This is a genomic window from Alteromonas sp. ABH4_456 (assembly GCF_056160645.1).
The window spans coordinates 130169-147274 of record NZ_JBSWXO010000011.1 but is presented as its reverse complement, the minus strand read 5'-3'; the positions used below and the strand labels follow the sequence as shown (position 1 = coordinate 147274).

General features: G+C 47.1%; 12 protein-coding genes. 3 read left to right on the top strand and 9 right to left on the bottom strand.

Annotation, left to right across the window (positions count from 1 at the left end; genetic code table 11):
• Window positions 1-50: 50 nt before the first annotated feature.
• The 3 genes from ahpC to ACXAG2_RS16570 all read right to left on the bottom strand — a co-directional run bounded on the left by ahpC (window position 51) and on the right by ACXAG2_RS16570 (window position 3798).
• Complete coding sequence (ahpC, locus tag ACXAG2_RS16580; protein WP_119501027.1) at window positions 51-614, bottom strand: alkyl hydroperoxide reductase subunit C; 564 nt, start codon at window positions 612-614, stop codon at window positions 51-53.
• Window positions 615-975: 361 nt separating this feature from the next.
• The gene (locus ACXAG2_RS16575) at window positions 976-2652 is read right to left on the bottom strand and encodes a response regulator (RefSeq protein WP_474868770.1); all 1677 of its coding nucleotides are present in this window, start codon (window positions 2650-2652) and stop codon (window positions 976-978) included.
• 198 nt (window positions 2653-2850) lie between these two features.
• Window positions 2851-3798 carry a diguanylate cyclase domain-containing protein gene (locus ACXAG2_RS16570; RefSeq protein ID WP_474868767.1) on the bottom strand — a complete coding sequence of 316 codons (948 nt, stop codon included), beginning with the start codon at window positions 3796-3798 and terminating at the stop codon, window positions 2851-2853.
• Window positions 3799-3890: 92 nt separating this feature from the next.
• On the opposite strand from ACXAG2_RS16570, the gene ACXAG2_RS16565 reads away from it, so the two are divergent.
• Window positions 3891-7637: a PAS domain S-box protein gene (locus ACXAG2_RS16565; RefSeq protein ID WP_474868764.1), complete on the top strand. Its 3747-nt coding sequence runs from the start codon at window positions 3891-3893 to the stop codon at window positions 7635-7637.
• Here ACXAG2_RS16565 and ACXAG2_RS16560 read toward each other — a convergent pair.
• Window positions 7618-8277 carry a 2OG-Fe(II) oxygenase gene (locus ACXAG2_RS16560; protein ID WP_474868762.1) on the bottom strand — a complete coding sequence of 220 codons (660 nt, stop codon included), beginning with the start codon at window positions 8275-8277 and terminating at the stop codon, window positions 7618-7620. The two genes, ACXAG2_RS16565 and ACXAG2_RS16560, sit on opposite strands and share 20 nt — an antisense overlap.
• Before the next feature lie 162 nt (window positions 8278-8439).
• Between ACXAG2_RS16560 and ACXAG2_RS16555 the strand changes: the two genes are divergently transcribed.
• The gene (locus ACXAG2_RS16555) at window positions 8440-9993 is read left to right on the top strand and encodes a bifunctional GNAT family N-acetyltransferase/carbon-nitrogen hydrolase family protein (RefSeq protein WP_303574325.1); all 1554 of its coding nucleotides are present in this window, start codon (window positions 8440-8442) and stop codon (window positions 9991-9993) included.
• Between the two features lie 196 nt (window positions 9994-10189).
• Complete coding sequence (locus tag ACXAG2_RS16550; protein WP_474868759.1) at window positions 10190-10981, top strand: hypothetical protein; 792 nt, start codon at window positions 10190-10192, stop codon at window positions 10979-10981.
• A 158-nt stretch (window positions 10982-11139) separates the two neighbouring features.
• On the opposite strand, the gene rpsO is transcribed toward ACXAG2_RS16550, so the two are convergent.
• The 5 genes from rpsO to nusA form a co-directional block, all read right to left on the bottom strand.
• On the bottom strand, window positions 11140-11409 hold the full coding sequence (rpsO, locus tag ACXAG2_RS16545) for a 30S ribosomal protein S15 (protein WP_070125244.1): 270 nt from the start codon (window positions 11407-11409) through the stop codon (window positions 11140-11142).
• A gap of 97 nt (window positions 11410-11506) precedes the next feature.
• Window positions 11507-12484, bottom strand: a complete 978-nt coding sequence (gene truB, locus ACXAG2_RS16540; RefSeq protein ID WP_474868757.1) for a tRNA pseudouridine(55) synthase TruB — start codon at window positions 12482-12484, stop codon at window positions 11507-11509.
• Window positions 12484-12882, bottom strand: coding sequence for a 30S ribosome-binding factor RbfA (gene rbfA / locus ACXAG2_RS16535; RefSeq protein WP_474868754.1), 399 nt, complete (start codon window positions 12880-12882; stop codon window positions 12484-12486). The genes truB and rbfA overlap by 1 nt, the downstream gene beginning before the upstream one ends.
• Window positions 12883-12965: 83 nt before the next feature.
• Window positions 12966-15575, bottom strand: coding sequence for a translation initiation factor IF-2 (infB, locus tag ACXAG2_RS16530; RefSeq protein ID WP_474868752.1), 2610 nt, complete (start codon window positions 15573-15575; stop codon window positions 12966-12968).
• A gap of 16 nt (window positions 15576-15591) precedes the next feature.
• Window positions 15592-17094, bottom strand: a complete 1503-nt coding sequence (gene nusA / locus ACXAG2_RS16525; RefSeq protein ID WP_303574330.1) for a transcription termination factor NusA — start codon at window positions 17092-17094, stop codon at window positions 15592-15594.
• Window positions 17095-17106: the final 12 nt, after the last annotated feature.

Sequence of the window (17106 nt, the reverse complement as noted above, 5' to 3'; positions counted from 1 at the left end):
GTGCAGGCAGCTGCCTGCACCGTCACAAAGAGTTGGTAAACAACGTTACCTTAGATTTTGCCGACCAGGTCTAATGAAGGCGCTAATGTCGCTTCACCTTCTTTCCATTTAGCAGGACAAACTTCACCAGGGTGAGAAGCAACGTATTGTGCTGCTTTAACTTTACGTACTACGTCGTCTGCTTCACGGCCGATACCTTCAGCAGTGATTTCCATTGCCTGTACGATACCGTCAGGGTCAACTACGAACGTACCACGGTCAGCCAGACCCATATTTTCACGCATACAATCGAAGTTGCGTGTGATCTCACCGGTAGGGTCGCCGATCATTGCAAATTTGATTTTGCCGATGGTCTCAGAAGACGCGTGCCATGCAGCGTGAGTGAAGTGTGTATCAGTTGATACTGAGAATACTTCTACGCCACGGGCTTGCAGCTCTTCGTACTTGTCAGCAATGTCGCCAAGTTCAGTCGGGCAAACAAAAGTGAAGTCTGCAGGATAGAATACGAATACCGCCCATTTACCCTTGATGTCTTCACTACTTACTTCAACAAATTCACCGTCTTTAAATGCATTTGCTTTAAAAGGTTTGATAGCAGTGTTGATAATTGCCATTGGTTAATCTCCATTAAGTTAGTTTGTTGTGTGTCGTTCGCACCGGGCAACCGGTTGACTAATGGACACGGTATCTACGAATTAATCAGAAACATGGTTCGAACTTTATGGTTTGTTGAACCCGTCCCCGTTGACTTGTGATTAGAATAGTCGTGCAGGGTTCAAAAAGATAATTGGTAATATTGAAAGGCTTAATCAGTTTTTCTGATTATTGAATTTGAATTTGAGCGAAAAATGCAATTTATAGTCTGGCAAAGTATGTTGCCGGGATCAAGTGACAATACAATGAAGATTTCGCAACACAGCACAGCGGCGCGGGATGCCGGCAGCTAACCCGTAGCTGCCGGCATCGGGCGATGTGTCAGGTCAGTAAAGAAGAGGCTGGTTCATCAACCCCGCTCAGTTGCTCTTCGATATTCAGCAAATGCACGTATTCGTTGCGCTTTTCTGCCTGGGTAGTGCCCAGACCGTCGCCGGATAACGTAGTAGCAGCTTTTACAGCCTGTTCCAGCTGTTCGTCGCTCAAAGGTTCTTTCTTATTCAGTTGCACCAGTACCTTAAGCAGGCTCAGCGCAATTTGCTTATTGCCGGGAGATAACGTGAGTGCCTGTCGCAGGTTATTGTACGCCGGCACAAAACGATTCTCTTTGTAATTTACCGCAGCCATGTCTTTTAGCTCACGGGTGGTAAAATTAATCTCTTTGCGCTCGATAGATTCCTGTTTCAGGTATTCATCAACAACCTGACTGGTAAAGGTATCCCCGGCAATCTGTTTATGCAGTTTTTCCAGTAACGCCAGGCAATGCTCCCGCATACCCAGTTCATGGAACGCTTTCATTTTATCCAGGTTGTCTTCCATAGACAGACCGTCCGTATCCGGCTTTTTGGTCTTCATGATCGCTTCGGCGGATTTTTTCTGATTACGCAAACACAATACTCTGGCATTGAGTACAGAAAATTGCTCGGTCAGTACTTTATCCAGTCCCTGCTGTTTACTCAGTTCCGCCAGTTCTGCTTCAACTTTTCTCACCAGCTTTTCAGCGTCACTGGCAGAAGCGGTGGTAGCCATATCGAGCGTTGCACGCATAACATTAAGGGTCAGTTCCGGCGAATCGTGAATTGAATTTTTGGCGTACTTTGCCATATTTTGCACAGCCATTAACTGACCGGGCTTGTCATGGTTTAACCTGGCAAGATCCCATAAGCGTTTGTTACGTTCGATATTCCGCGGCGCCAGCTTACTGGCCTCACGCATCTGCTCATACGCCTTATCAAATTCTTCCTTTTCAATGTAATACTGTGCAAGTAAATCGTATGTGAGGAAGCGGGTATCATCACGTTGCAGCAAATCTTCCACCAGGGTTTCAGTTTCTTCCAGTTTATTCTGACGAAGTAACGATCTGGCCAGTCCCATATGCACCCAGGCATGATCGTATTGCTGCAGCAGTTTCCTGAAATACACTTCTGCAGTGGTGTAGTCACGCAATGCAAGATAGCTTTCGCCGATTATACGCTTCAGGCGGGGATGGTATTCGCTGACGGATTTATCCATCAGTTGACGCTCTGCGTAATAAACAGCGGTAGAATAATCCTGTTGATTAAGACAACATTGCAGCTTATGCAGCTTACTTCTGATGTTAATCAGATAGCGCAACCGTTGCTCAATACGGTTGCGATCCAGCGGTTTGACCCAGAAATCTGCAGGTTGCAACTCAACAATGCAGTTCACCAGCGCCTGACTGGTTTCGGCACTGAGAAAGATAACCGTGGTCTTATCTGTGATATGACTGTGGTGCTTGAGCTCTTCAAACAAATGAAAGCCGTCTTTATCCACACTCACATTAAAAGCGATCATGACAAAGTCATAAGTGTTCTGCTCACAAAGGCGAACAGCGTGAAAGGCATTAAATGCACTGTCCACACGGCGGATGCCGACTTCTTTTAAGGCGTTGCTGATAACATCATGAACCAGACCCTGATTATCGATAATCAGGACTTTTAACTCTTCTGCGGGGACAAGTGGAGGAAACTTTTCCAATTTGTGTATCCAATCTTACTGCTAATCCGAATGCCTTTGCGTTTCTTCCCTGTTCAGTGGCAGCACACACTCACCATGTTAATTCCGTCTCACCGGAATGAAATGCGGCCTGCCATCTGTGTAAAGTTCGCAATATTTACCGTTTACAATAAACTGTTACGACTTTAGTAGCAATATGAAGCAGACCGGCTACGGGTTTTATCCTATTTTTTTTACCATAGGAAATGCAAGAGGTATAAATTCGGCGCGGTTCCTGCCCAGAGATTTAGCCCGGTATAACGCTTCATCCGCTTTGTCTACCAGGTCACGGCCATATACGCGGTTTTTCAGGGCACTGCGCATATCCATAACTGACACCCCAATACTTACAGTCAAAAAAGGGAAGGCTGAGGCCGTTTCATGAGGCAGCTTTAACTCGTTGAACACAGAAATGATGTACTCAGCCAGCGTCATTGCGCCGGCTCTGTCGGTCTCACCCAGTATAATACCGAATTCTTCCCCGCCCAGACGACAGCATAAATCTGTTCCCCTGCGGGCATTGTCTTTAAGTAACTTAGCTACGGTGATCAGGCAATCGTCACCTTTACCGTGGCCGTATTTATCATTATAGGCTTTGAAATCATCTATATCGATCATCAACAATGCCAGTTCGCTCTGACTACGCTGACAACGCTCGATTTCATGGGCAAGACTCTCATCGAACTTACGCCGGTTAGAAAGCCCGGTGAGAGGATCTGTGGCGGCCAGCGACTCCAGTTGCATAGTTTGCCGGTAAAGGCGCACATGGGTTTTTACCCGCGCCCGCAACAACGGCACTTCGATAGGCTTAGTAATGTAGTCAACCGCACCAATTTCGAAACCTTTAGCCTGGTCACTGACTTCGGTTAAACCGGTAACAAACACTACGGGAATACGGCGGGTACGCTCGTCAGACTTTAATTTCCGACATAAAGAAAAGCCGTTAATTTCCGGCATCAATACATCAAGAAGAATAAGCTCAGGCTCAGTTGAAATAGCCTGTTCCAAGCCATCCTCTGCATCCGTTGCAATAATCACTTCGTAATCTGTCGCCAGTGCTTCGGCGATCAGCCTGATTGTCGTAATGTCATCATCGACAATTAGCACGCGGGAACGTGATATGGGCATTTTTTGAAATCCTGTTTCTTAAACCAATAACAACTCGCAGTAATACAAAAACCTTTCTATTATGAAATACATGGCGAACAAAACGACTTTTTATGTCCAACGTATTAGATAACTTATTGCGTACTAACTTCATGCCGCACGGACACTGCTACCTGTGGAACCCGGAAATTTTGTGGCTAAATGTCATCTCTGACCTGCTCATTGCCACGGCATACTTCTCAATTCCCATTGCCATTTTTTACTTTGTCAGGCAGCGAAGCGATCTAAAGTTTAAAGGTATTTTTATCCTTTTCTCTCTTTTCATAGCTTTATGTGGTGTGACGCATCTCATCAGTATCTTCTTTATCTGGCATGGTACTTCCGGCCTCCATGGTATCGCCAAACTCGTCACCGCCATTGTTTCGTGTATTACCGCCTATAAAGTATATAGTTCCATTCCTGCCGCTCTGCAATTGCCAAACGTTAATCAGTTAAAAAAAGCGATGGAAGACGCCAGCAATGCCAAGCTGGAAAATTTACGCCTGGAAAATGAGCACCAGCAGGATTTAATATTGCGTGAAAGTACAGACAGTGCCCATGTGGGCATCATGGTGCTGGCTTCCGATGGTATAATTACTGTCGCTAACAAAGCGACCTGCTCTATTTTTGGTTATGAAAAAGATGAACTTGAAAATCGCCATATCAATCTGTTGGTGGCCACTGAGTTCACGGAAAAACATGATCAACTCATGCAACAATTCATCGACGGCAGCGCCATTGATGCAGCACTGAGCATGAACCGGATAGTGACGGGTTATAAAAAAGATGGCAGCCCTGTACCTTTGGAGATCCGTCTTAACCGTGCTCAACACGATGCGCACATGGTTTATGTGTCTGTGCAGGATATCAGCGAACGGTTACACAACGAGCAGGCATTAGCGGCCAGCCGCTCCACCACCGACAGCCTCATTGAACATATGCCATTGGGTGTCCATTTTTATAAATATCATCAGGAAGAGTTTGTATTACTGAAATCAAATACTATTGCTGACGGACTGCTTTCGGAATGCGAGCCTGATGTATTTATTTCACAGCCAGCGCTGACAGCAAAGATGCAATCTGTCGCAGAAGGCCATGAAAAAGCGATTAAAACCGAAATTACTCTCCCCGTTCCCGGTTTACAGAGCCTTCAATTGTATTTGTTTCATACTTCCCCGGGTAAGCTGGTCGTGATGTTTGAAGATGTCACTGAAGCAAAACAGCTTCAGGGGCAGTTGATTGAAAGTGAAAGCATCACGCGAAGAGCAATTAACGCTTCCATTGCAGGCGTCTACATTTTCGATGTAAAAAACAGAAAAAATCAGTTTGTTAACGACCGCTATACTGCAATTACCGGATACTCTCTTGAACAGCTCAATAATCTGAACGGAGGTATCAGTTCGCTGATCCACTCCGAAGACCTGGGCAAGGTAAAACATCATTTCCATCATCTGCTCAGTGATCCTACCGACGGTAATGTATTCACCCTCCAGTACCGTGTAAAACACATTAACGGAAATTGGTTATGGTTAATGGCGCAGGATGTGGTCTTTGACAGAAACGACAAAGGCCGGCCACTCAAAATCATGGGATCTTTTCTGGATATCACACCACTGAAAAAGATGCAGGACAATCTGTTATCACTGAAAGACCGTGCTGAAGATGCCAATCAGTCTAAAAGTGAATTTTTAGCTAACATGAGCCATGAAATCCGTACCCCCATGAATGCTGTGATCGCATTAACAGACATGGTGCTGAAAATGGAAATGGGTAATAAGCAGCGGGAATATCTGAAAAAAGTGCAGGCCTCATCCCGCTCTTTACTGCAAATTCTCAATGATATTCTTGATTATTCTAAGCTGGAAGCCGGCAAACTGGAAATCGATAACACGCCTTTTGATCTCTACAAAATGTTATCAAACAGCCTGCACTTGTTCTCTACCACGGCGACACAAAAGAACCTGTTTATCGATTCAGACATCGGAAAAAGCGTTCCCCGGTTTGTTATCGGTGATGCCACACGCATTGCTCAAATCATCAACAACCTGTTAGGTAATGCCATTAAGTTTACTGAAAAAGGGGAAGTTACCCTGTCTGTAACAGCTGAACTCAGCCCCGTATCCGGCACGTATATGGTGAAGTTTGCGGTATCTGACACCGGCATCGGCATTGATAAGGAGAAGCTTGAAAGTCTGTTCAGGTCTTTCTCTCAGGCTGACAGTTCTATTGGCCGCAGGTTTGGCGGCACCGGTCTGGGCCTGTCAATTTGTAAACACCTTGCCACACTGTTATACGGCTCATTGACCGTAAGAAGTACGCCGGGTGAAGGCAGCACCTTTACTCTCACCCTGCCACTTGTCGCTGACGCGCACCATGCCACCACGCTGGAAGGGAAATTGCTGAATGCCAGAACACTGATTATCGGGAATTCTTCACGGCATATTCCTGTTATAGAACAGTACTTTACCTCTGTGGGCTGCGAGGTCAGCATTGTCGATAATTACAACTACCTGCATCAGAAATGGGACACAGATTTCGACGTTGTTATGATTGATATGACAACACTGAATAATGCAGAAAAAGGCTCAGTTATGGAAGCACTGCTCAGCAATCAGCACGATAATATGATAACGAAAGGCGTTATCTTTTTGAGTTCTGAAAGCCATTTTCATGAAAAAGCCAGTGATATTATTTTAAGCACGGCATCGGCCTGGCTTGTCACGCCTTTTGTGATGTCCGACCTTGAAGAATCCGTCACCGCTATTTTAAATCGTAATCACACGTTAAAAGACAGGACAAAAGAAAAACCGCCACTGATGTTCAGCGGCGCATCTGTGCTGCTTGTGGAAGATCATCCTACAAACCAGTTTGTCGCTACAGAGTTGTTGAATGCTGTAGGGCTGGAAGTAGTCGTAGCTGAAGATGGTGTTGAGGCCATCAGTAAATTTCAGAAAAAACCTTTTGATATTGTATTGATGGATTTGCAGATGCCGAATATGGACGGATTTACCGCTGCCCGCAAAATTCGCAACTTGCCGGTAGGTAAAACTATTCCCATTTATGCCATGTCTGCTGCGGTGATGGAGTCGGATAAAGAAAAAGTGGTGTCGACCGGTATGGACGGACATATCGCCAAACCTGTAGTCAGAGAAGACTTATACAATCTGCTGGAAAGAGTACTCGTTAAAAAAATTGCCAGAGCAGATTCAGTCGTCAGATTGCCCCGGGACCAACAGGAGCAGGATAATGCAGCTATCCGCAAAGCTCTGGCGACCACGCTGATTGGCTTCGACATTGATGCCGCCACAGGCAGACTGGGAAATGATGTATTGACGTATCTGGGTTTGCTGGAAAACTTCCATCTTCATTTTGCCAAATTTGATGAAGAACTCAGTGAGCATGGCGACGATGAAAAGATTGGCCGGCGCCTGCACACGATGAAAGGCTTATCCATGTGCATCGGGGCCACCCGGCTGGAAACCCTGGTTAAAGAAGCAGAGCACTTACACAAATCAGGTAAACTGCAGTCAACGCGGGATTTGAGAAAAGAATTTAATATCGTTTACAACAATACCGGTAAGGCGCTGAAGGCTTGCAAGCCTTTTATTGAACCGGAGGGCGGGGAAACGAAAGCCGGACTGGATGAATTAATTCTGGCCGTTAAAAACCATCATTATCTGCGCAAGAGCGACGTTGAACCTTACCGGAATACACTGGAAGACAAGTACGGTGAGGATGGCAGTGAAGCTATTATCACTGCCATCATAAACCTTGATTACAAAGAAGCGATGAATCTGCTGGTTACTGAGGAGGGTCAATGACGTCACCGATGGTGCCGTTAACCCTGAACCAGCCAGCAATAGACGACCGGCTGCGGGTAGCCGGTAATACTTCATGAGGAAACTCCTCACTCAGAAACACCACAACGGTACCGAATTTAGGTAATACGCGAATACCGGTTTTGTCTTCTTCACTGGTATAAATGACCAGCTGACCGCCGTCAACCTCCTGCCAGTCCGGATTCAGATAAGTGACCAGAGACAGAACACGGTTCGCCTGACCTTTGAAGGCATCGAGATGACGTTTATAAAATGCCCCGGGTTGATACACGGCAAAATGGCTTTCAAAGGAATACAGACCCAGCATCAGATTACGGTTCAGAAACTGTTTAAGCTGTGCTGTCCAGGACAGCCAGTCAGCACCCGCCGCTGACGAGCCGTCTATCCAGCAAATTTCATCGCGGCGTACGAAGCTGTTTTCCTGAAAATCAGTACTACGACCAATACCGGCAGCCTGAAACTCCGCTTCACTCATCGCATTGTTTTGCAAAAATAAAGCATTCGCCAATGCTTCAGGTAGAGCATATTCTTGTACGCTGTATCCCTGCGAATAAATGTCATCCGCGATACGGGTAAAAAGCGACGTGTCGACAGGAATGTCATCAGCCAGAAGTGCAGTCATTATTGTGTGTGAGTAAGTAAAAAAACTGGCGGACTTATACGACGGAAAAGTGGTTTTGGCAATCAATTTTTAACCACTGTGACAAGGCGATGGAAAGGATCTTTTCTTTCTGTCATGGTGTATACATCCGGTGTAGTAAAATCAGAGAGTAAGGCGAATTTAATGAGTCAGGATATTCATCATAACGAAGAAACAGAGCATCATTTGGAACTGCGTAACTTAACGCTGGATGACTATGATGATGTGAAAGAACTGATGGACAAGGTTTACGCCAACGTGGGAGGCGCCTGGCCATTTAAAAATTACAAAGCTCAGGTTACCACCTTTCCTGAGGGCCAGATTTGCATAGAAGATAAAGGCAAAGTGGTTGCGTTTGCCATTTCAGTTATTGTGGATTACGACCAGTTTGACGACAAACATACCTATGATGAGATTACCGGTGACGCATACCTCACCACCCACGATCCTAACGGTGATGTGCTCTACGGAGTAGAAGTCATTGTATGTCCGGATTACCGCGGACTTCGACTTGGCCGGCGCTTATATGAAGCGCGGAAAGAGTTATGCCGGAATCTGAATCTGCAGTCTATTATGGCTGGCGGCCGCATTCCGAATTACGGCAAACACAGTCACGAAATGACGCCGTATGAATACATTGAAGCGGTGAAGTCGAAAGACATTTATGACCCTATCTTAACCTTTCAGTTATCCAACGGTTTCGAGGTAAAACAAATTCTGAAGGCCTATTTGCCGGAAGATGAAGCCTCCCGGGGTTATGCCACACTGCTTCAGTGGCACAATATCTATTATGAACCGGGTAATCCACGTTTATTCGGCGGCAAGAAATCGAATGCCCGCATCGGCTGTATTCAGTGGCAAATGCGTTACTTTGAGAACGTTGAAGAGTTACTGCAACAGGTAGAGTATTTTGTGGATGCTTTATCAGACTATGGCTGCGACGTTGCGCTGTTTCCCGAGTTCTTTAATGCACCGTTGATGGGACTTAGTGAGTCACAGGAGTCCATTGATGCCATCTGGCATCTGGCAAGCTATACGGATGAAATTCTTACCGCCGTTTCTCATCTCGCGGTGAGTTACAACATTACTATCATTGCCGGTTCAATGCCGGTTGTGGAAGACGAAGAATTATATAATGTCAGTTACATGTGCCGCCGCGACGGTACCATAGACAGCCAGTATAAAATTCACCCTACCCCACATGAGAAGAAAGACTGGATCATGAAAGGCGGTAACGCCCTGAATGTCTTTGACACAGACTTTGGTAAAATTGGCATTTTGATTTGTTATGACGTGGAGTTCCCTGAACTCGCCCGTATCCAGTCAGAACAAGAAATGCAGATCCTGTTTGTTCCTTTCTGGACGGATACCAAGAATGGTTATCTGCGGGTACGTCGTTGTGCACAGGCCCGTGCCATTGAAAACGAGTGTTATGTGGCCATCGCCGGCAGCGTGGGCAACCTGCCGAAAGTAGATAACGTGGATATTCAGTACGGACAAACTGCGGTGTTCTCACCTTCTGATTTCTCGTTCCCTCACGATGCCATCGTGTCTGAGACAACACCAAACACTGAGATGACGCTGATTGTTGATCTTGACCTCGACAAGCTCACCAAACTGCAAAATGAAGGGTCTGTCCGCAACTATTTGGACAGACGTCGTGATCTCTACCGTGTTCAGTGGATTGGTGATAAATAAGTCGTTAACCGGCCAGTTGACTGCCATAAACAGCAAACTGGCCTGCCCTTTGCTGTAACTTGTGGGAATTTAATAACAATGCACCCTGCGTGCATTGTTATTTCCCGCGGAGAATGGTATTGGTATGGGATTAAGGATACCATCTTCCTTATTAGCAAGATTAATCACCTGAAGTTGAGTTTTCAAAAGAGTAAGTATGTCTAACGATTCAAGAAACGATGATTTTCCTACCATCAGACTGGATGATGAAGATCGCCGCGACTACCAGCAAAAAAAGCACACCGCTGCGCACACCATTAAAGCGGACACAAGTTCACCGTCAGGCACCAAAAAACCGGCGTCACCTGTTTCTGAAAAAAGTGGCGGTGGCGGTAACGGATTGTGGATTGCCCTTGTCGCCGTGGTGGCTCTGGGCGGCTGTGGCGGATGCTATTACTTGTATGATCAACTGCAGAAACAACAAATCGCTGCTGAAGATGCTGATTCACGTATTGCCCAGCTGGAAAGAAAACTCTCTGCAACGGGCGAAGAAATGGGTGAATCCACTGTTGCGCTACAGGTGAAAGTGAGTGAGCTGACGGACAAAAGCAATGAATTGTGGGATCAGATGGATAAGCTCTGGGCCTCAGCCTGGCGCCGTAATCAGAAAGAAATCACGGATTTAGGTGATAAACTTAACGCCACAGAAAACGGACTGAAGAAGTCGGTTACTGCCGTCGCTGAAGATTTAAAAGCCCAGCAAAGTAAGGTGGTTTCGTTGAACAACCAGTTAAGTGGTCTGGCTGATGAAATTCTTGCCCTTAATGTTCAGCTTGAACAGGCGGCCGGTGATAAAGCATCACAGGCGCAAACGGTTAAGAGCCTGTCTGACAAGATTTCAGTTCTGGAAAACCGTAACAACAGCCTGGCAGGCCGTATCAGCGGCATGGAAAACGAAATCCGTGAAATAGCGACAAAAGTCGTCGTCAGTCAGCCCCAACCTCAGTAATCTGTTGCCGGCAGGCGACAGTCTGCCGCAAGCCAGAGTATTTTAGAGACTGTTTTCTGCCATCTACCGGTCTGCTCAGCAGATACTAACCCCGGCTAGAAAAATCTGCAGACACAAAAAAAGCGCCTTACGGCGCTTTTTTCGTTCAGAACTGTGTCTTAGCGACGCAGACCTAAACGCTTGATCAGATCAAGATAACGTTCTGCGTTCTTACCTTTCAGGTAATCAAGCAGCTTACGACGCTGGCTAACCATGCGCAGCAGACCACGACGTGAGTGGTGATCTTTCTTGTGGCCAGAGAAGTGACCTTGCAGTTTGTTGATGTTGTGAGTCAACAGTGCAACCTGTACTTCAGGTGAACCAGTATCACCTTCTTTAACGCCATAATCAGCTACGATTTGTGCTGTTTCTTCTTTAGTTAGTGACATAATTTTCTCCTGATTGGATTAAATCCCGCCGATCACTAATTCAGCGAAATTATGAGAGCGCGTATTATAACGATGACGTTACCATACGCAAGTAAAATCAATCTGTGTAGACGACTCTGCGTTTCGGCGAAACAAATACCTCACCGGCATCTGCACGGGGCTGGTCTTTCGGCGATAACACGCCTTCTCCAACTCCCAGAAACAATACTTCATCATCTTGTCTGGTATACACCCGGTATTGTTCACCGGCAACAAGTGTTGCCGTGCTGTCAGGCAGAACACTCTGACCATGTTCAAAACGGGCACATTGCTGCGAGTCCAGCATGATTTCCGGTAATGATAAAACAGCCGTGTCCATGGGTAACAGCAGTTGATCAAGGGTGTCAAACTCCCCCTCATCCAGAGCTTCCTGCATAGCAATTACGTCATCCAGAGATACCATCTTATCTGCAGGATAATCAGCAACTTCCGTACGATGCAGACGGGTAACGTAACCGCCGCAACCCAATTGCTGACCAATGTCATCCACCAGTGAACGGATATAAGTACCTTTGCTGCAACGCACACGCATGTCAACATCCGGCAGCGCCATGCGGGTAATTTCCAGCTCGAAAATGGTGATATCCCGGGCTTCTCTTTCTACTGTAATGCCCTGACGCGCATAGTAATAAAGCGGCTTTCCCTGGTGCTTCAATGCTGAAAACATGGAAGGGATTTGCTTGCTTTGACCAAGAAACGCCATGCAGGCACTGCGGACTTCATCCTCAGAAACATTTACCGGCTTTTCTTCCACGACTTCGCCGTCAGCATCGGACGTGGTCGTTCTGACGCCCAGGTGCATGGTGACTTCGTAAGTTTTATCAGCATCTAACAGAAACTGGGAAAATTTTGTCGCTTCGCCCAGGCATATGGGTAACATGCCGCTGGCCAGCGGATCCAGCGCGCCGGTATGACCGGCTTTCGCCGCTTTATAGCACCAGCGTACTTTTTGTAAAATCTGGTTAGATGAACCGCCTGTTGGCTTATTCAACAGCAATACACCGTTGATACTACGGCCCTTACGACGTCTGCCCATTAATCCTGCTCTTCGTCCCGCTGTTTACTTTTCGCTTCATCTTTCGCAATTGTTTTAGAGACCAGGTTAGAGATGCGAATACCTTCGGTAAGCGATTCATCGCGGAAGAAATGCAAATGCGGCACACTGCGCATGCGCAAGCGTTTAGCCAGCAACGAACGAACGAAGCCCTTTGACTCTTCCAGTTGTTTTGTATGCGCTTTGGCCTCTTCTTCTTCGGCACCATAAATTGAAATGAAGATTTTCGCGTGTGCCAAATCTCTGGAGACTTCCACGTCTGCCACCGTGATAATAGGGATATTACCCACCCGGTGCTTGTATTCATTTTGCAGAATGCTGGCAACTTCTTTGTGAACCTGTTGCGCCACTCTGTCTGTACGAGAAAATTCCCGTGCCATAGTTAACTCCTCATACCTGCATCAGGCTATAAGGACAAAAACGGGGGCTAACGCCCCCGCTTTGTCATTCAGCCATTTCAGGACTAAATTTGACGTGCAACTTCGATGACTTCAAATACTTCGATTTGGTCGCCAACTTTTACGTCATTGTAGTTCTTAACGCCGATACCACATTCCATACCGTTACGTACTTCCTGCACGTCGTCTTTAAAGCGACGCAGTGATTCCAGCTCACCTTCGTAGATAACTACGTTGTCGCGAAGAACACGGATTGGATTGCTGCGCTTCACGATACCTTCAGTAACCATACAACCTGCGATGGCACCCAGTTTCGGTGATTTAAACACATCACGTACTTCAGCAAGACCGATGATTTCCTGACGGAATTCCGGGGCAAGCATACCGCTCATTGCCGCTTTCACTTCGTCAATCAGGTTATAGATAACGCTGTAGTAGCGCAGATCGATTTCTTCACCTTCAATGACGCGGCGGGCAGTTGCATCGGCACGTACGTTGAAACCAAGAATGATAGCGCCGGAGGCCGCTGCAAGTGTGGCGTCAGTTTCAGTAATACCACCTACACCACTACCAACAATGTTCACTTTAACTTCGTTAGTAGACAGTTTCAGCAGTGATTCAGAAATCGCTTCCACAGAACCTTGTACGTCAGCTTTCAGTACGATGTTCAGTTCGCTGATATCACCGGCTTCCATGTTTGCAAACATGTTTTCCAGTTTCGCTTTCTGCTGGCGGGCAAGTTTCAGTTCACGTTTCTTCTGATGACGCTTGGCAGCTACTTCACGGGCTTTACGCTCGTCCTGTACAACGACTGCGTCTTCACCGGCTACCGGTACACCGGATAAACCCAGTACTTCAACAGGTGTAGAAGGACCAGCTACTTTCAGCTCGATACCGTTTTCGTCGCGCATAGCACGAACACGGCCGTACTCTTCACCACACAATAAGATATCGCCGGCACGCACTTCACCTTCCTGAACGAGAACCGATGCAATGGGACCACGGCCTTTATCAAGACGCGACTCAATCACCAGACCACGACCCGGACCATTCGGTACAGCTTTCAGATCAAGCAGTTCAGCTTGCAGCGTGATGGCTTCAAGCAGCTCATCAACACCCATACCTGTTTTCGCAGATACGTTTACAAACTGGTGTTCACCGCCCCACTCTTCTGAAATAACTTCCAGTTGAGACAGTTCAGTTTTAACACGATCAGGATCCGCTGTTTCTTTATCCATTTTGTTAACGGCAACAATCAGAGGTACGCCAGCCGCTTTCGCGTGCTGTACCGCTTCTTTAGTTTGCGGCATTACACCGTCATCTGCTGCAACAACCAGGATTACGATATCAGTTGCGGTTGCACCACGTGCACGCATTGCAGTAAACGCGGCGTGTCCCGGTGTATCCAGGAAGGCAATTTCGCCGTTATCCGTTTCAACTTTATATGCACCGATGTGCTGAGTAATACCACCGGCTTCGCCTGCGGCTACTTTAGCGCGGCGAATGTAGTCGAGTAATGACGTCTTACCGTGGTCAACGTGACCCATGATGGTAACAACCGGTGCACGGGTAATTTTCTCACCCTGACCGGATTCTGACATCAGTTCATCTTCCAGCGCATTGTCATTAACCAGCTCATACTTATGACCCATTTCGTCAATAACAAGTGTGGCAGTATCCTGATCCAATACCTGGTTGATGGTAGCCATCTCGCCCATTTTCATCATGGTCTTGATAACTTCGTTAGACTTAACAGCCAGACGGTTAGCCAGTTCACCAACGGTAATAGTCGCACCTAGTTTAACAATACGTTCAACTGGCTGAGCCGGCTTATTAAAGCCTTGCTTCAGATGCTCACCGGCATTTCTCTTCGATTTTTTACGGCGACGTGAAGAACGCTCAACTTGCATGTCTTCTTCGTCTTCCGCTTCCTGCGCGTAACGGTTTGAGTGCATATGAACTTCAGCAGCCTCATCACGTTTACGACGCTCTTCTTCTTCTTTCCAGCGACGCTCGTTTTCTTCAGCCAGCTTACGGGCTTCTTCAGCCGCACGCTTTGCTTCTTCTTCAAGCTTTTTCTTCGCTTCTTCTTCCTGTTGCTTACGCAGGCGCTCTTCTTCCTGACGTGCAGCTTCCTGCTCAGCCAGTTCTTCAGCACTCAGCTCGGGCGCTTCAGATTCTTTGCGGGCTTTCTCTTCAGCAGCTTTACGGGCACGCTCTTCTTCCTCCTTCTTCTTCGCTTCCGCCTCTACACGCGCTTTTTCTTCAGCCACTTTGCGGGCGGCTTCAGCAGCGGCTTCTTCTGCTGCTTTCTGTTCAGCTTCAAGACGTGCGCGTTCTTCTTCCAGACGGGCCTCTTCTTCAGCCGCTTTCTGTTCATCAACTTCGCTGCGCTTCACGTACGTGCGTTTCTTACGTACTTCAACTTTTACAGACTTAGACTTGCCTACACTTAACGTGCTGGTAGTTTTACGCTGCAGCGTCATTCGTGTCGGTTCGCCAGAACCGGCGCTACCGTGTTGCTTGCTCAGGTGCTCAAGAAGTTGACGTTTCTCATCTTCTGTAACGGAATCATCAACTGCTTTCGTAATACCGGCATCTTTAAACTGAGTTACCAGTCGGTCAACGGTTGTTCCAATGTCGCTGGCGAGCTTTTCTATGGATACTTCTGCCATCTTAGTCTTTTTCCCCTTATTGACCTTCTTCTTCACCAAACCAGACAATATTCCGTGCCGCCATGATGAGTTTTCCGGCGTCTTCTTCGGTCAATCCTTCGATATCACTAATATCGTCTGTTCCCTGCTCAGCCAGCTCTTCAAGGTCAGTAATTCCACGGCTAGCAAGGACATAGGCTATGTGTTTATTCATACCGTCAAGGTTCAACAGCGCTTCAGTCGGTTCAGCGCCTTCCAGCGTTTCCTCATTCGCCAGAGCACGGGTAGTCAGTGCAGCACGTGCACGATTACGCAGTTCCTCAACAGTGTCTTCATCAAGGCCGTCAATGGCCAGCAGTTCGCTAACAGGGACATAAGCTACTTCTTCAAGTGTGCTAAAGCCTTCGCTAGCCAATAATTCTGCAAAATCTTCGTCAATATCCAGACCTTCAACAAACACCTGAAGTACTTTGGCAGTTTCTTCTTCGTGCTTCTTGTTCAGGTCGGCAACTGTCATGACATTCAGTTCCCAGCCGGTCAGCTGGCTTGCAAGGCGAACGTTCTGACCACTCCGGCCGATGGCCTGTGCCAGGTTGTCCTGCTCCACTGCAACATCCATCGCATGGGCGTCTTCGTCTACTACGATAGAAGCCACTTCAGCAGGTGCCATTGCGTTAATAACGAATTGTGCCGGGTTTTCGTCCCAAAGCACAATATCAACACGCTCACCGCCAAGTTCGCCGGATACAGCCTGCACACGTGAACCACGCATACCTACGCAGGCACCGACAGGATCAAGACGCTTATCGTTTGTCTTCACAGCGATTTTTGCACGTGAACCCGGATCGCGGGCAGCGGACTTAATTTCCAGCGTCTCTTCGGCAATTTCCGGCACTTCCAGACGGAACAGTTCAACCAGCATGTCAGGATGAGTACGGCTGATAAACAGCTGTGCACCGCGGGCTTCAGGACGGATAACGTAAAGCAGACCACGTACACGGTCGCCCGGACGGAAGGTTTCGCGGGGCAGCATATCGTCACGGTAAATAACACCTTCAGCGTTATTACCCAGGTCGATAATAATGTTGTCACGGTTAACTTTCTTCACCGTGCCGGTAACCAGTTCGCCAACCTTGTCTTCGTATTCTGCAACCATTTGCGCGCGTTCAGCTTCACGTACTTTTTGTACGATAACCTGCTTGGCGGTTTGCGTAGTAATACGGTCGAATGCAATAGATTCAATCTGCTCTTCAACATAATCGCCCAGTTGTGCGTCAGGATCGTCAACTTGTGCGGCAGACAGCGACATTTCTGCATACGGATTTTCCTGTTCGTGATCGTCAGGAACAACCTCCCAGCGGCGGAACGTATCAAAATCACCGGTGGTGCGGTTAATGCTTACGCGTACTTCAATTTCGCCTTCGTTTTTCTTTTTCGTTGCGCTGGCAATCGCGTACTCCAGTGCTTCAAAGATCTTTTCTCTAGGCACTTGTTTTTCATTTGAAACGGCTTCTGCCACTAACAAAATTTCTTTATTCATTTTCGCCTCACT

What these genes read in the sequence shown, in the direction of transcription:
- ACXAG2_RS16555 (WP_303574325.1), top strand. Translation starts at nt 8,440, where the DNA reads ATGAGTCAGGATATTCATCATAACGAAGAAACAGAGCATCATTTGGAA.
- truB (WP_474868757.1), bottom strand. Translation starts at nt 12,484, where the DNA reads ATGGGCAGACGTCGTAAGGGCCGTAGTATCAACGGTGTATTGCTGTTG.
- ACXAG2_RS16560 (WP_474868762.1), bottom strand. Translation starts at nt 8,277, where the DNA reads ATGACTGCACTTCTGGCTGATGACATTCCTGTCGACACGTCGCTTTTT.
- ACXAG2_RS16565 (WP_474868764.1), top strand. Translation starts at nt 3,891, where the DNA reads ATGTCCAACGTATTAGATAACTTATTGCGTACTAACTTCATGCCGCAC.
- rpsO (WP_070125244.1), bottom strand. Translation starts at nt 11,409, where the DNA reads ATGTCACTAACTAAAGAAGAAACAGCACAAATCGTAGCTGATTATGGC.
- ACXAG2_RS16570 (WP_474868767.1), bottom strand. Translation starts at nt 3,798, where the DNA reads ATGCCCATATCACGTTCCCGCGTGCTAATTGTCGATGATGACATTACG.
- infB (WP_474868752.1), bottom strand. Translation starts at nt 15,575, where the DNA reads ATGGCAGAAGTATCCATAGAAAAGCTCGCCAGCGACATTGGAACAACC.
- ACXAG2_RS16550 (WP_474868759.1), top strand. Translation starts at nt 10,190, where the DNA reads ATGTCTAACGATTCAAGAAACGATGATTTTCCTACCATCAGACTGGAT.
- rbfA (WP_474868754.1), bottom strand. Translation starts at nt 12,882, where the DNA reads ATGGCACGGGAATTTTCTCGTACAGACAGAGTGGCGCAACAGGTTCAC.
- ahpC (WP_119501027.1), bottom strand. Translation starts at nt 614, where the DNA reads ATGGCAATTATCAACACTGCTATCAAACCTTTTAAAGCAAATGCATTT.
- nusA (WP_303574330.1), bottom strand. Translation starts at nt 17,094, where the DNA reads ATGAATAAAGAAATTTTGTTAGTGGCAGAAGCCGTTTCAAATGAAAAA.